The sequence below is a fragment of the bacterium genome (assembly GCA_036524115.1).
Lineage (GTDB): Bacteria > JAUVQV01 > JAUVQV01 > JAUVQV01 > DATDCY01 > DATDCY01.
Genome location: DATDCY010000344.1, coordinates 1 through 14,491 on the forward strand (window position 1 = coordinate 1; position 14,491 = coordinate 14,491).

Here is a 14,491-nt window from a genome sequence, read left to right on the forward strand (position 1 = left end):
CCGGCGCTGCGCGAGCGCCCCGGCTGCGCGGCGGCGCCCTGCGCCGTCATTGCCGACGGCATCGACCTGGCCGAGGCCGACGCCGGCCTGGCGGCGGGCAGGGACGACGCGCGCCGGCGGCTGGGCCTCTTCGCCACCGACCTGGCGATCGTCCACGTCGGTCCGCTGGACGCCGAAGCCGGCGTCGCCCACCTGCTGGCCGCGTTCCACGCCCTCCTGCGGGAGACGCCGACGGCGCGGCTGCTCGTCGCGGGCGACGGCCCGGCGCGCCCGGCGCTCGAGGCGGCGGCTGCGGCACTGCGACTGGGACCGTTCGCGCGTTTCCTCGGCACCCTGCCCTCCCCTTGGCCCCTCCTTGGGGCGACGGACGTCTTCGTGCTCCCCGGGGTGCGCCGCGGGGTGCCGCTCGCCCTCCTCCAAGCCATGGCGGCCGGCTTGTCGATCGTCGCCGCGGACGGCGGCGGCGCCCCGGAGGTCGCGGGCGCCGGCCGTGGGGCGCTGCTCGTCCAGCCTGGCGACTCCGGCGCCCTCGCCCGCGCCATCGCGGACCTCGCCGGGTCAACGGCGCGCCGCCGCGAGCTGGGTGCGCTGGCGCGAGATCGCGTCGCGACCGGGTACCGGATCGAGCGTTCCGCGGCGGCGCTGCAGGCCCTGTATGCCGAGGCGCTCGGAGGCCCCGCGTCGGGCGGCTGACGCTCCCGGCGCTTGCTTTTCCGGGGTGCGATCACTATCTTCTTCGCGGACTTCACAGGGGAACGACCGTGGCGATACGGACAATCCGCACCTGGCCCGACGAAGTGCTGCGGCAGAAGGCGGCGCCCGTCGAGGACTTCGGCGACGAACTGCAGCGGCTCATCGACGACATGCTCGAGACCATGTACCACGCGCCCGGCGTCGGGCTCGCCGCGCCGCAGGTCGGTGTCTCGAGGCGGCTGCTGGTCATCGACGTCTCGTCGAAGACGGACCCGCAGCAGGTCATCGTGCTCGCCAACCCCGAACTGGTGGAGGCCGACGAGCCCGTCGAGGCCGAGGAGGGGTGCCTGAGCGTCCCCGACTACTCGGCGAAGATCAAGCGCGCGCGCCGCGTCGCGGTCCGCGGCCACAACCGGCACGGGCACCCCGTGGAGGTGCGCGGCGAGGACCTGCTGGCACGGGCGCTGCAGCACGAGATCGACCACCTCGAGGGGATGCTCTTCATCGACCGGCTCAGCCCGTACCGCCGCGAGATCGCAAAGAAGAAGCTCAAGAAGGCCCTCGCCGCCCGCGACGACGACGAGTAGCGCGATGCGCGTCGTCTTCTGCGGGACGCCGGAGTTTGCCGTCCCGTCGCTCGCGGCGCTCGTGCGGCGCCACGACGTCGCCCTGGTGCTCACCCAACCCGACCGCCCCAAGGGACGCGGCCGCGAGATCGCGGAGCCGCCGGTCAAGGTGCTCGCGCGCGAGCGCGGCATCCCGGTGCTCCAGCCCGAGCGCCTCGACGAGGCGGTCCTGCGGCCGCGCCTCGAGGCCGCCGGGGCCGAGGCGGCGGTCGTCGTCGCCTACGGCCTCAAGGTCCCCGACTGGCTGCTCGCCTTCTTCCCGCGCGGAGCGATCAACGTCCACGGGTCGCTGCTGCCGGCATACCGCGGCGCCGCGCCGGTGGCGCGCGCGATCATCAACGGGGACGCCGAGACCGGCGTGACGACGATGCTGCTGGCCTCGCGCATGGACGCAGGGCCGATCCTGATGCAGCGGCGCACGCCGATCGGTCCCGAGGAGACCGCGGGCGAGCTGGCGGCGCGCCTGGCCGCGCTGGGCGCGGATCTGCTCGCGGTGACGCTCGACGGCCTCGCCATGGGGACGGTGGCGCCGCGCGAGCAGGACGAGGCCCTCGCGACTCTCGCGCCGAAGCTCTCCAAGGAGGACGGGCTGATCGACTGGTCGCACCCCGCGCGGCGTATCGTGGACCTCGTGCGCGGCGTCAGCCCCTGGCCCGGGGGATACACGCGCCACGGCGGAAAGACTCTGAAGGTCTGGAAGGCCTCGGTGGCGGCACCGCCCGCGGGGGCCGCGCACGCGGCGCCCGGCACCGTGATCGCCGCGTCTCTCCACGAGGGCCTGCTCGTCGCTTGCGGCGCAGGCGAGGCGGTCGCCCTCCTCACCCTGCAGAGCGAGGGCAAGCGGCCGCTCTCCGCACCGGAGTTCATCCGGGGCCGCGCTGTGGCGGCCGGCGCCGTCTTCGCCTGAGTCCCCCGATCGCCCGCCCTGTGACGGCCGTCACCGTGCGGCCGGGGCCCGCTCCCGTAGACTCATCCCGTCGGTCTTAGACGAAACCAATTCCAGACATGGGAGCGAGGCTCATGCAGCAGATGCTCAGGATATTCGTCGTGCCGCCGCTGCTGACGCTGGCGCTTGTCGCCAGCACGCTCGTGTTGTACTCGAACTACCTGACGTTCAAGAGCCGGAAGACAACGTACGTGTTCAGCGATGCCTCGGAGGCGCAGCCGTGCGCCTTCTGCCACAGCGGCTATTTCGCGCGCTCCTGGCGGAGGATCGCGGCCCTCAACGTCCGCCTCAGCAACTTCTGAGCAGAGCCGCCGCCTCCTTGGCGTGGTAGGTGAGGATGAGGTCCGCGCCGGCGCGCTTGATCGAGGTCAGGATCTCCATCATCACGCGGTCGCCGTCGACCCAGCCCTTCGCCGCCGCCGCCTTGACCAGCGAGTACTCGCCGCTGACGTTGTAGGCCGCCACCGGCAGGTCGAACTCGGCGTGCACCGCCGAGATGATGTCGAGATACGAGAGCGCCGGCTTGACCATGACGATGTCCGCGCCCTCCTCGATGTCGAGGCGCGTCTCGCGAATCGCCTCGATCCCGTTGCCCGGGTCCATCTGGTACGAGCGGCGGTCGCCGAACTGCGGCGTCGACTCCGCGGCCTCGCGGAAGGGGCCGTAGAAACCCGAGGCGTACTTGGCCGAGTAGGCCATGATCGGCACGTTCTGGAAGTGGTGCTCATCCAGCGCATGCCGGATCGCGCCGACGCGCCCGTCCATCATGTCCGAGGGGGCGACCATGTCGGCGCCGGCGCGCGCGTGGCTCAGCGCCTCCTGGGCGAGGACCTTGAGCGTCGCGTCGTTGTCGACGTCGCCCCTGACGATGATGCCGCAGTGGCCGTGGTCGGTGTACTCGCAGAGGCAGACGTCGGTGATCACGACCAGCGAGGGCAGCTCGCGCTTGAGCGCCTCGATGGCGCGCTGCACCACGCCGTCGGCGCGGTGGGCGTGCGAGCCGACCGCGTCCTTCTCCTCCGGGATGCCGAAGAGGATCACCGCCGGCACGCCCAGTTCGTGCGCAGCCGCGGCCTCCTTCACGAGGTTCTCCTGCGAGAGCTGGAAGACCCCGGGCATGGAGGAGATCTCCTTGCGCACGCCGGCGCCGGGGACGACGAAGAGCGGATAGATGAAGTCCTTCGCGTTGACCTCGACCTCGCGGATCATGCCGCGCAGGGCCTCGGTGCGGCGCAGCCGCCGCGGGCGGTAGGCGGGGAAGTACATGTGCGTTCTCCTTTCAGGCCGTGTCGGCCGGAAGCATCATACGCCGGTGGTGAAATGCGCCTCGAGCGCGTCCGCGAGCGCCGGGATCGTCGCCGCGGGGGCGAGGACGTCGACGGGGAGGCCCGCCGCGCGGGCGTCGTTCGCCGTGACCGGGCCGATGCAGGCGACGACGACGCGGCCGGCGATCGCGCCGACCTGCCCGGGCTCGAGCAGCGAGACGAAGCTCTTCACCGTCGAACCGCTGGTGAAGGTCACTGCGTCCAGGGTCCCGCCGGCCAGCAGCGCCCGCAGCTTCTCGCGGCCGGCGGGCGACGGGACCGTGCGGTAGACCGTCACCAGGTCCAGCGCCGCGCCCACGCGGCGCATCTCCTCGGGGATGACGTCGCGTCCCTCTTCGGCCCGCGGGAAGAGCACGCGCGCGCCGCGCCAGGCGCCCTCCGCGGCCTCCTGGATCAGCCCCTCGGCGCGGTAGACCGACGGCTGGAACTCCACGGCGAGCCCCGCCTCCTCGATCACCGCGCGGGTCTTCGGGCCGACGGCGCAGATGCGCACGCCGGCGAGGCACCAGAGGTCGCCGCGGCGCTCGCGCACCCGGCGCAGGAAGCATTCGACGGCGTTGGCGCTCGTGAAGATGAGCCAGTCGTAGCCGCCGGGCAGCTTGTCGATGGCGCGGTCGACGTCGTCCCAGGACGCGGGGGGGACGATCTCGATCGTCGGCACCTCGACGACGTTCGCGCCGCGCTCGCGCAGCAGCTTCGAGAACTCGCCCGCCTGCCCCGGCGCCCGGGTGACGAGCACGGTCCTGCCGGCGAGCCCGCTCATGCGGCAACCACCGATACGGGGAGGCCGCTCAGAAGGGTCCAGATGCAAGGCGCGCGACGCAGCGGATGCTGAGGCGGGCTGGTGCCCGCCGCAGGCAGACGCGAGGAGCGCAACGCCGCAGATGGGCCCTTATCAGCGGCCGTCACGTCGGTGCGGGCCGCGGCCCGGGAGCGCCTGTTCACTTCCGTCTCGCCCTGAGCCCCCTGGCCCGCGTGAGCACTCATCAGCTGCTCGACTGTCAATGCGCCGGCCACACTCAGCGAGCACAGCATGCGGCCGGCGCATTATGACCGTTCACAGGCGCCCCCGGGCCACGGCCCTGTGACGAGGTTGGCCTGGGCCAGAGCGGGGGCGGGGCGGTGACGGGCGGACGCATGTGGAGCGCGAGGGCACCTGGGCGGCCGGGCCGGAGCGGCCCGAAGGGCGAAACGCATTGTTTGAGCCCGAAGGGCGAGTTATGCGTTTCGAGCGCAGGGCCGGACAGGCCCAGGTCGAGCGCGTAACTCAGCGGCCGCACGGCACCGCCACGCCCCCGCGCCACTCGGTCACGGAGAGGCCGCTCAGAAGGGTCCAGATGCAAGGAGTGCGACGCAGCGGATGCTGAGGCGGGCTCGTGCCCGCCGCAGGCAGGCGCGAGGAGCGCGACGCCGCCGATGGGCCGTTATCAGCGGCCGTCACGGTCAGCGTGGCCCCCCGGTCTGGTAGACCTCGGCGAGGATCGCGCGGCCGCCGGCATCCAGGATGCGCTCGGCCAGCTCGCGGCCGACCGCCTCGGCCTGCTCCTTCGGCCCCTCGCCGCGGTCGCGGATGATCCGCTTCCCGTCGACGCTCCCGACCAGCCCCTCCATCGTCACGCGCCCGCCCTCGAGGGTCGCGAGTCCCGCGATCGGCACCTGGCAGCCGCCCTCGAGCCGCGCCAGGAACGCGCGCTCCGCGGTCACGGCGACCTGCGTCGGCTCATGGTGGAAGATCGCGATGCGCTCGAGCGTCAGCGCGTCATCCAGGCGCGCCTCCAGGCCGAGCGAGCCCTGGGCGATCGCCGGCAGGCTGACGCTGGCGGGGATGTACTGCGTGATGCGCTCCGCGAAGCCGAGGCGCCGCAGCCCGGCGGCCGCGAGGATCACGCCCTCGAGGCCCAGCTCCTCGATCTTGCGCATCCGGGTCTCGACGTTGCCGCGGATCGAGACGATCTGCAGGTCCGGGCGCAGGTGCAGCAGCTGCGCCTGGCGCCGCAGGCTGCTCGTGCCGACCTTCGCGCCCGGCGGCAGCGTGTCGACGCTCCCGACCCGCCGCGAGACGAAGGCGTCGCGCACGTCCTCGCGCACGCCGGTGCCGGCGAGCACGAGCCCGGGGGCGCGCTGCGTCGGCACGTCCTTCATGCTGTGCACGGCCAGGTCCGCGCGCCCCTCGACGAGCGCCTGCTCGATCTCCTTGGTGAACAACCCCTTGCCGCCGACCTTGGCCAGCGGCACGTCCAGGATCTTGTCGCCCGTGGTCACGATCGGCACGAGCTCCACGGCGAGCCCCGGGTGCGCCTTCTCCAGCTCGGCCTTGACGTAATTGGCCTGCCAGAGCGCCAGCGCGCTCTTGCGCGTCGCGATCCGCAGCGGCCGGTCAGTGCGCGCCATCGCTTCCCTTGCCTCCCTGCCCCGCCGGGGGTTCCTTCAGGTTGAAAAGCTTGCGTGCGACCTCCAGGGTGACCCCCGCGTCCGGCGTCTGGGAGCTCTCCTTGAGCACGGTGAGCGGGCTGTGGAGGATCTTGTTCACGAGCGACTGGGTCAGCAGCGCCACCTGCTCGCGGTCCTTCTCGGCGAGGTGCTGCAGCTTCCCGAGGCTCTTTTCCAGCTCCGCCGCGCGCATCGCGTCCACCTGCTGGCGCAGTTGCACGATGGTCGGCACCACCTGGAGCGAGGCAATCCACTTCTCGAAGGTGCCGACCTCCTGGTCGACGAGCTGCTCGGCCTTCTCGGCCTCCTTGCGCCGCTCCTTGACGTTGGCGTCCACGACCGACTGCAGGTCGTCCACGTTGTAGAGATACGCGTTGTCGACGTCGTTCACCGACGGCTCGATGTCGCGCGGCACGGCGATGTCGATGAAGAACATCGGCCGGTGCTTGCGGCGCACCATGACCCGCTTCACGTCCTCGCCGCGGATGATGAAGTGCGGCGCCCCGGTCGAGGAGATGACGATGTCCGCCAGCGCCATCTGCTCGAAGAGGTCGTCGAACTTCACCGCCGAGCCGCCGAACTCCTTCGCCAGCTCGACCGCCTTCTCGAAGGTCCGGTTGACGACGAAGACCTCGCGCACGCCGCTGGAGACCAGGTGCTTGACGGCCAGCTCGGCCATCTCGCCCGCGCCGACGATCATCGCCGAGCGCCCCTCGATCTCACCGAAGATCTTCTTGGCCAGCTCGACCGCGGCGAAGCTCACCGAGACGGCGCTGCGCGAGATCTCGGTCTCGGTGCGCACGAGCTTGGCGACCGAGAGCGCCTTCTTCAGGAGCCGGTCGAGCACCGCGCCGATCGCGCCGGCCTCGCGGGCGTACTGGTAGGCGTCCTTGACCTGGCCGAGGATCTGCGGCTCGCCGACGACGAGCGAGTCCAGGCTCGAGGCGACGCGGAAGAGGTGGCGCACGGCCTCCGGGCCGGCGTGCAGGTACAGGTGTGGCGCCAGCTCGGCCTCGGGCACCTCGTGGTGGCGGGCGACGAAGGCGCGCACCGCCGCCGCCCCCTCCTCGCGGCCCTCGACCACCGCGGTGATCTCGACGCGGTTGCAGGTCGAGAGGATCATCGTCTCGCGCACCCCCGCGGCCGCGTGCAGCGCGCGCAGCGGCTCGTGGATCGACTTCTCCGGGAACGCGACGCGCTCGCGAATGTGCACCGGCGCGGTCTTGTGGTTCAGGCCGACAACGATGATGTCCATCAGCGGATCCTAATTGTAGGAGTGGAGGCCGCCGAGGAGGAGGTTGACTCCCAGGAAGGTGAAGAGCACCGCGAGGAAGCCGGCGATGGAGAGCCACGCGGCCTTGCGCCCGCGCCAGCCGACGGTGAGTCGCGCGTGGACGAGGGCGGCGTAGATGAACCAGGTGATGAGCGACCAGGTCTCCTTCGGGTCCCAGCTCCAGTAGGAGCCCCAGGCGTTCTCGGCCCAGAGCGCGCCGGTGATGATGCCGAGGGTCAGCAGCGGGAAGCCCACCGTCAGGCTGCGGTAGTTCACGCGGTCGAGCAGGTCGAGCGACGGCAGCCGGTGGTAGAACGCGCCGGCCAGGCGCCGCTTGAGCTGGCGCTCCTGCACGAGGTAGAGCACGCCGCCCGCGAAGGCCACGACGAAGAACGCGTCGCCGACGAAGGCGAGCGTCGTGTGCACGTAGAGCCAGTTGCTCTGCAGCGCCGGCACCAGCGGGGTGACGGTCGTGTCGAGGGTCAGCGAGAACGCGGAGAGGATGAACGCGATCGGCACCACGATCGCCCCGAGCACGGGCGCCGGGAGCTTCACCTGGAGGACGATGAACGCCACGACCACCGCCCACGAGAAGAAGTTCAGCGACTCGAAGAGGTTCGTGATCGGGAAATAGCCGGAAGCGGCCCAGCGTGCGAGGAAGAAGCCGGTGTGCAGGAGGACGCCGACGCCGGTCGCCAGCCGCCCGACCCGGGCGGCCATGTCGCGCTGGGTCGCGAGGAACCCAAGATACCCGAGGGTCCCGACCGCGTAGAGGGCCAGCGCCGCCTGGAAGAGCCTGACGTTCAGCATCCCGTCTCCCGCATCACCGTGCCTCCCGCCGGGGCCGCGAACGACCCCGGCAAAGTATGTAAGTATCCAAAAGGTGCCGGGGAATGTCAAACCTGCGGGCGCCGCGCCGCCGCTCGCGGCTTCGCGGCCGCCACTGTGCCGGCGATACGGTGTAAAATGGCGCCGAGCTCGGATACCGGTCGTCCGAAAGAAGGGGACCCATCGTGAAGGTCGACACAACCGCCCTGCTCGGTGGCCTGCCGCGCCTGCGCCAGCGCTTGCGCCGGGCGAACCTGGCGAAGAAGACCGCCGACCGCGAGCCGCCGCTGCGATCGGAGCTGTTCAGCACGGACCAGATGGAGCAGCATGGCAGGACGCTGGCCGGCCTGCACCGTTTGACCCCGGGGCACGCGCCCGACCAGCTTCTCGCGCGGCTTTCCGAGAACGAAGGCATTCTCCGCTCCTGCCGCACCCTGCTGGCCGATGCCGTCAGGACGGACCGCCGGATCACGCCGGCCGGCGAATGGCTGCTCGACAACTTCTATCTCATCGAGGAACGGATCCGCGCGGCCAGGCGCTACCTGCCGAAGAAGTACAGCCGGGAGCTCCCTCGGCTCCTGAACGGCCCGTCCGCCGGGCTCCCCCGCGTGTACGACATCGCGCTGGAGACGATCTCGCACGGCGACGGCCGGGTGGATCCGGAGAATCTCAGCAGCTTCGTCGCGGCCTACCAGACGGTGACCGTCCTGAAGCTGGGCGAGCTGTGGGCGATCCCCATCATGCTGCGCCTCGCGCTGATCGAGAACCTGCGACGCGTCGCCGCCCGGGTCGCCGCCGACATGATCGACCGGAACCTCGCCGGTCATTGGGCGGACCAGATGGCGGAGACGGCGGAGAAGGACCCGAAGAGCCTGATCCTGGTGATCGCGGACATGGCGCGCTCGAGCCCGCCGATGACGGGCTCGTTCGTCGCGGAGTTTGCCCGCAGGCTGCAGGGACGGAGTCCCGCCCTGGCCTTGCCGCTGACCTGGATCGAGCAGCGGCTCTCCGAGTCCGGCCTGACCATCGAACAGTCGGTGCGCTCGGAGAACCAGCAACAGGCCGCCGACCAGGTGTCCCTCAGCAACAGCATCGGCGGCCTCCGCTTCCTCGGAACGATGGACTGGCGCGAGTTCGTCGAGTCGATGAGCGCCGTCGAGAAGACCCTGCGTGAAGACCCCGGGGGAACGTACGCCGCCATGGACTTCTCCACGCGCGACCGCTACCGCCACGTGGTGGAGAAGCTGGCGAAGCGCGGTCGGCTGTCGGAAGTCGAGGTGGCCCGGGAAGCTGTCCGGCTCGCCCGCGAGCGCGCCGCCGGCAACGACGGCGCTCACGGCGACGACGACCGGGCGTCTCACGTGGGCTACCACCTGATCGACGAGGGGCTGCCGCGACTCGAAAAGCTGGCACAGGTCGGCTGGTCCCCGTCCGGAGCCCTCCGGGACGTGACCTCCGGATCGCCCTTGCTCGTCTATCTGGGCGCGATCACGCTCCTGACGGCGGTCGTCACCGGGGGAATGCTGGTCAAGGGTGGTGACGGCCTGCGGTCCTGGCTGCTCGCCGTGACCGGCCTCCTCGCCGCGCTGTGCGCGAGCCAGCTCGCGGTCACCCTGGTGAACTGGCTGGCCACGCTGCTGGCAGACCCGCAGCCGCTGCCGCGCCTGGACTTCTCCAGAGGCATCCCGCCTGGGTCGCGGACCCTCGTCGTCGTCCCGACCATGCTCGCCAGCGCCGAGGGGATCGAGGAGCTGGTCGAGGCCCTGGAAGTCAGGTTTCTGGCGAATCGCGACGAGAACCTGCACTTCGGCCTGCTGACCGATTTTCGGGACGCGGCGGAGGAAACGCTGGCGGAAGACGAGCCGCTTCTGCTGCTGGCCCGGCAGAGGATCGAAGCCCTGAACGAAAAGTACCCGAAGACGACGGGCGATGCGTTCTACCTCTTCCACCGCCCGCGCCGCTGGAATGACCGCGAGCGGCTGTGGATGGGCTACGAGCGCAAGCGGGGGAAGCTGTCGGCCTTGAACGCCCTGTTGCGCGGCAGGAACGGTGACGGGGCCGACAAGCTCCCGGCGAACGGCTTCTCGCTCGTGGTCGGCGAGACCTCGGTGCTGTCGGCCGTCAGGTACGTGATCACCCTCGACACCGACACGCAGCTGCCGCGCGATGCGGCGCGGCAGTTCGTGGGCGCCATGGCGCACCCGCTGAACCGTGCGCACTACGACGAAGCCAGGGAGCGCGTCGTTGCCGGGTACGGCATCCTGCAGCCGCGTGTCGGGGTCAGTCTGCCCGGCACCAACCGCTCGCGGTACGCGCGCCTGTTCGGGAGCGATCCCGGCATCGACCCCTACACGCGCGCCGTCTCCGATGTCTACCAGGACGTCTTCGGCGAAGGCTCGTTCATCGGCAAGGGCATCTACGATGTCGACGCCTTCGAGCGGGCGCTCGAGGGACGCTTCCCCGAGAACCGGATCCTCAGCCACGATCTCCTGGAAGGCTGTCATGCGCGCGCGGGACTGCTGAGCGACGTGATGCTGTACGAGGAGTACCCCGCCAGCTACCGCGCGGACGTGAGCCGCCGGCACCGGTGGATCCGCGGGGACTGGCAGATTGCGCAGTGGCTGCGGCAGGAGGTGCCCGGTCCCGGGCCCGCGCAGCCTCTGCGGGAGAACCCGCTCTCCGGGCTCTCGCAATGGAAGATTCTCGACAACCTCCGGCGCAGTCTCGTGCCTGCGGCATTGACCCTGCTCCTGCTGCTCGGCTGGACGGTCCTGGCGCCGGTCTGGTTCTGGACCGTGGCCGTCGTCGGGATCGTGCTGCTTCCCGCCGGGCTGGCCTCGCTCGTGGAAATGCTCCAGAAGCCGGCCGACGCGCTTCTGGGTCAGCACCTCGCCATCGCGGCGCGCTCGGCGCGCAGACGCTTCGCCCAGGCCGCCTTCGCGCTCGCGTGCCTGCCCCACGAGGCGCTGTTCAGCCTGGACGCCATCGCGCGCACCGCGTGGCGGATGCTGACGCGCAGACGGCTTCTGGAATGGCGCCCGTCGGGGGACGCGGACGGCGGCGGGATGCAGCACGAGGGCCTCGCCGCCCACTGCCGCGCGATGTGGATCGGGCCGGCGGTGGCGGTCGCCGCCGCGATCCGTCTGTCGCTGGCGCATCCCGCTGCGCTCGCAGCGGCCGCACCGGTGCTGTGTCTGTGGTTTGCCTCCCCCGGCATCGCCTGGTGGGTCAGCCGGCCTCTCGCCCGCCGCGGCGCACGGCTGAGCGCCGAGCAGCTCCTCTTTCTCCGGACGATCGCCCGAAGGACCTGGGCGTTCTTCGAGAACTTCGTGGGCCCGGGAGATCATTGGCTGCCGCCGGACAACTATCAGGAGTACCGCGTCGCGACCGTCGCGCACCGCACGTCGCCGACCAACATGGGGCTGGCGCTGCTCGCGAACCTTTCGGCGCACGACTTCGGGTACATCACGGCGGGTCAGCTCGTCGAGCGCACGGCGAACGCGCTGCGCACGATGGAAGCCCTGGAACGTCACCGGGGCCACTTCTACAACTGGTACGACACCCGGACGCTCAAGCCGCTGCCGCCGCGGTACGTCTCCACCGTGGACAGCGGGAACCTCGCCGCTCACCTGCTGACCCTGCGGGCCGGCCTGCTCGCGCTCCCCGACCAGAGGATCCTGAGCCCCAGGATCTTCGACGGCCTCGCGGACACCGGCAGGATACTCCTGGACGCCGCGGCCGCCGCGTCGCCCGGGGGGGGAGCTCCCGTCGGGCTCGCCCAGCTCCGGCAGCTCCTCGATTCCGCGTGCCATTCCCCGCCGCGGACACTCGCCGACGCGCGGCGCTGCCTGGAAGAGCTGGGCGCGTCCGCCGCCGAAGCCGTCGCCCGCCTCGAGGCCGCGGATGCGGCCCCGGACAGCGAAGCCGCGTGGTGGGCACGCGCGCTTGCCGGGCAGTGCCGCGCCGCCATCGACGAGCTGGCTGCGCTGGCTCCGCCGACGATGAGCGGCACCGACGAGATCCCGACGCTGCGGGAGTTGGCCGGGTCGGGGAGCCGACCGGCCGCCGGGAGGATCGCGGCCGTCGCCGATCTCGTGCTGCAGCTGGGCGAACTGGCCCGCATGGACTATGACTTCCTGTACGACAAGACGCTTCATCTGCTGGCCATCGGGTACAACGTCGGGGAGCGCCGGCGGGACTCCAGTCACTACGACCTGCTGGCATCGGAAGCGCGATTGTCCTGTTTCGTGGCCATCGCGCAGGGACAACTGCCCCAGGAGAGCTGGTTCAGCCTCGGACGGCTGCTCGCCGCCGCGGGTGGAGAGCCGGTGCTGCTGTCCTGGAGCGGCTCGATGTTCGAATACCTGATGCCGCTCCTGGTGATGCCGACGTACGAGCACACGCTGCTCGACCAGACCTGCGTGGCGGCGGTGAACAGACAGATCGAGTACGGGAGGCAGCGCGGCGTGCCGTGGGGGATATCGGAGTCGGGCTACAACACGGTCGACGTCCATCTCAACTACCAGTACCGCGCCTTCGGCGTGCCCGGCCTGGGGCTCAAGCGCGGCCTCGCCGATGACCTGGTCATCGCGCCGTATGCGTCGGCCCTCGCGCTGATGGTGGCGCCCGAGGAGGCGTGCGCGAACCTGCAGCGGCTGGCCGCCGAGGGCCTTGCGGCCCGCTATGGCTTCTACGAAGCGGTCGACTACACGCCGTCACGCCAACGACGGCGGCAGGCGCGAGCGGTGGTCCGGTCGTTCATGGCGCACCACCAGGGCATGAGCCTCCTCTCCCTGGCCCACCTGCTGCTGGACCGCCCGATGCAGAGGAGATTCGAGTCGGACCCGCTGTTCCAGGCCACCATGCTCCTGCTCCAGGAGCGGATCCCGAGGGTGACGGCCTACGCGCTGGAGACCCCCGAACTCTCCGACGTCCGTGCGTTTCCCGGTGCGGCGGAGATGCCGGCGCGCGTGTTCACCACCCCCGGCACCCCGGTTCCGGAGGTGCAGCTGCTGTCCAACGGCCGATACCACGTGGTGGTGACGAACGCCGGCGGCGGTTACAGCAGCTGGAAGGGCCTGGCAGTGACCCGCTGGCGCGAAGACACCGCCTGCGACAACTGGGGGACGTTCTGTTACCTCCGGGACGTGGAGAGCGGCGAGTTCTGGTCGGCCGCACACCAGCCGGCGCTCAAGCGCGCCGACGCCTACGAGGCGATCTTCACGGACGCGCGCGCGGAGTTCCGCCGCCGCGACCACGACTACGAGACGCACACGGAGATCGTCGTCTCGCCGGAAGACGACATCGAGCTGCGCCGGATGCGCATCACGAACTCCTCGCGGCGGCGCCGGACGATCGAGGTCACGAGTTACGCGGAAGTCGTCCTCGCGTCGCCGGCCGCCGACGCGCTGCATCCGGCCTTCAGCAATCTCTTCGTCCAGACCGAAATCCTGCCCCGACAGCGCTCGATCCTCTGCACCCGCCGGCCCCGCTCCCAGGGCGAGCACGCGCCGTGGATGTTCCACCTGATGGCGGTTCACGGGACGAAGATCGGGGACGTCTCCTACGAGACCGACCGCATGCAGTTCGTCGGCCGGGGCAGGACCGTTGCCAACCCGCAGGCCATGAGCGGCCGGGCGAGGCCGTTGGGGGCGCTTTCAGGCAGCGCGGGATCGGTGCTCGACCCGATCGTCGCCATCCGGTGCCGGATCACGCTGGACCCGGAGGAGTCGGCGACGATAGACGTCGTCTCGGGGGTCGGGGACACCCGGGACGACTGCCTGGGCCTCGTGGAGAAGTACCAGGACCGGCGTCTCGGGGACCGCGTCTTCGATCTGGCCTGGACGCACAGCCAGGTGCTGCTGCGCCAGATCAACGCCACGGAGGCCGACGCACAGCTCTACGGCCGCATTGCCGGCTCGGTGATCTACGCCAATTCCTCGCTGCGCGCCGAGTCGAGCATTCTCCGGAGCAACCGGCGCGGGCAGTCCGGCCTCTGGGGCTACGCCATTTCCGGGGACCTGCCGATCGTGCTGCTGCGGATAGAGGAGCTGGCCAACATCGACCTGGTGCGGCAGCTCGTCCAGGCCCACGCCTACTGGCGCCTGAAAGGACTGGCGGTGGACCTCGTGATCTGGAACGAGGATCACGGAGGGTACCGGCAACTCCTTCAGGACCAGATCATGGGCCTCATTGCCGCGGGCCTCGAGGCCAACGTGAAGGAACGGCCGGGCGGCATCTTCGTGCGATCCCTGGACCAGATACCCGCCGAGGACCGCATTCTGGTCGAGGCCGTCAGCCGCGTCATCGTCGCCGACAGCCTCGGCCCCCTTGCCGACCAGGTGAATCGGCGCGGCGTGGCGCCGCCCGC

The 14,491-nt window shown here is 70.9% G+C and carries 10 protein-coding genes; 5 read left to right on the forward strand and 5 right to left on the reverse strand.

All coding sequences use genetic code 11. The annotated features are described in order from the left end of the window. The 4 genes from VI078_16970 to VI078_16985 all read left to right on the forward strand — a co-directional run. The coding region (locus VI078_16970) for a glycosyltransferase family 4 protein (protein HEY6000980.1) at window positions 1–693 on the forward strand (693 nt) is incomplete at its 5' end. A 68-nt stretch (window positions 694–761) separates the two neighbouring features. Continuing rightward, window positions 762–1,280 (forward strand): peptide deformylase, encoded by a 519-nt coding sequence (gene def / locus VI078_16975; GenBank protein ID HEY6000981.1) that lies wholly within the window; start codon window positions 762–764, stop codon window positions 1,278–1,280. Between the two features lie 4 nt (window positions 1,281–1,284). Continuing rightward, window positions 1,285–2,226, forward strand: a complete 942-nt coding sequence (gene fmt, locus VI078_16980; protein ID HEY6000982.1) for a methionyl-tRNA formyltransferase — start codon at window positions 1,285–1,287, stop codon at window positions 2,224–2,226. Between the two features lie 113 nt (window positions 2,227–2,339). Next, window positions 2,340–2,567: a hypothetical protein gene (locus tag VI078_16985; GenBank protein ID HEY6000983.1), complete on the forward strand. Its 228-nt coding sequence runs from the start codon at window positions 2,340–2,342 to the stop codon at window positions 2,565–2,567. Here the strand turns inward: VI078_16985 and hemB are convergent. From hemB to ccsB, 5 genes are all read right to left on the reverse strand, one after another. After that, complete coding sequence (hemB, locus tag VI078_16990) at window positions 2,554–3,531, reverse strand: porphobilinogen synthase (GenBank protein ID HEY6000984.1); 978 nt, start codon at window positions 3,529–3,531, stop codon at window positions 2,554–2,556. The genes VI078_16985 and hemB overlap by 14 nt on opposite strands. A gap of 36 nt (window positions 3,532–3,567) precedes the next feature. Further along, entirely contained in the window at window positions 3,568–4,353 is a 786-nt protein-coding gene (locus VI078_16995) for a uroporphyrinogen-III synthase (protein HEY6000985.1), read from the reverse strand. A gap of 680 nt (window positions 4,354–5,033) precedes the next feature. Further along, on the reverse strand, window positions 5,034–5,981 hold the full coding sequence (gene hemC, locus VI078_17000; protein ID HEY6000986.1) for a hydroxymethylbilane synthase: 948 nt from the start codon (window positions 5,979–5,981) through the stop codon (window positions 5,034–5,036). Then, window positions 5,968–7,275 (reverse strand): glutamyl-tRNA reductase, encoded by a 1,308-nt coding sequence (hemA, locus tag VI078_17005; protein HEY6000987.1) that lies wholly within the window; start codon window positions 7,273–7,275, stop codon window positions 5,968–5,970. The genes hemC and hemA overlap by 14 nt, the downstream gene beginning before the upstream one ends. A 9-nt stretch (window positions 7,276–7,284) precedes the next feature. Further along, the gene (gene ccsB / locus VI078_17010) at window positions 7,285–8,103 is read right to left on the reverse strand and encodes a c-type cytochrome biogenesis protein CcsB (protein HEY6000988.1); all 819 of its coding nucleotides are present in this window, start codon (window positions 8,101–8,103) and stop codon (window positions 7,285–7,287) included. A 245-nt stretch (window positions 8,104–8,348) separates the two neighbouring features. Between ccsB and VI078_17015 the strand changes: the two genes are divergently transcribed. Beyond that, a partial coding sequence (locus VI078_17015; protein ID HEY6000989.1) for a glucoamylase family protein occupies window positions 8,349–14,491 on the forward strand: 6,143 nt, incomplete at its 3' end.

Excerpts from the sequence above, each read along its gene's own strand:
- fmt (HEY6000982.1), top strand. The coding sequence starts at position 1,285 with ATGCGCGTCGTCTTCTGCGGGACGCCGGAGTTTGCCGTCCCGTCGCTC.
- VI078_16985 (HEY6000983.1), top strand. The coding sequence starts at position 2,340 with ATGCAGCAGATGCTCAGGATATTCGTCGTGCCGCCGCTGCTGACGCTG.
- hemB (HEY6000984.1), bottom strand. The coding sequence starts at position 3,531 with ATGTACTTCCCCGCCTACCGCCCGCGGCGGCTGCGCCGCACCGAGGCC.
- hemA (HEY6000987.1), bottom strand. The coding sequence starts at position 7,275 with ATGGACATCATCGTTGTCGGCCTGAACCACAAGACCGCGCCGGTGCAC.
- hemC (HEY6000986.1), bottom strand. The coding sequence starts at position 5,981 with ATGGCGCGCACTGACCGGCCGCTGCGGATCGCGACGCGCAAGAGCGCG.
- VI078_16995 (HEY6000985.1), bottom strand. The coding sequence starts at position 4,353 with ATGAGCGGGCTCGCCGGCAGGACCGTGCTCGTCACCCGGGCGCCGGGG.
- ccsB (HEY6000988.1), bottom strand. The coding sequence starts at position 8,103 with ATGCTGAACGTCAGGCTCTTCCAGGCGGCGCTGGCCCTCTACGCGGTC.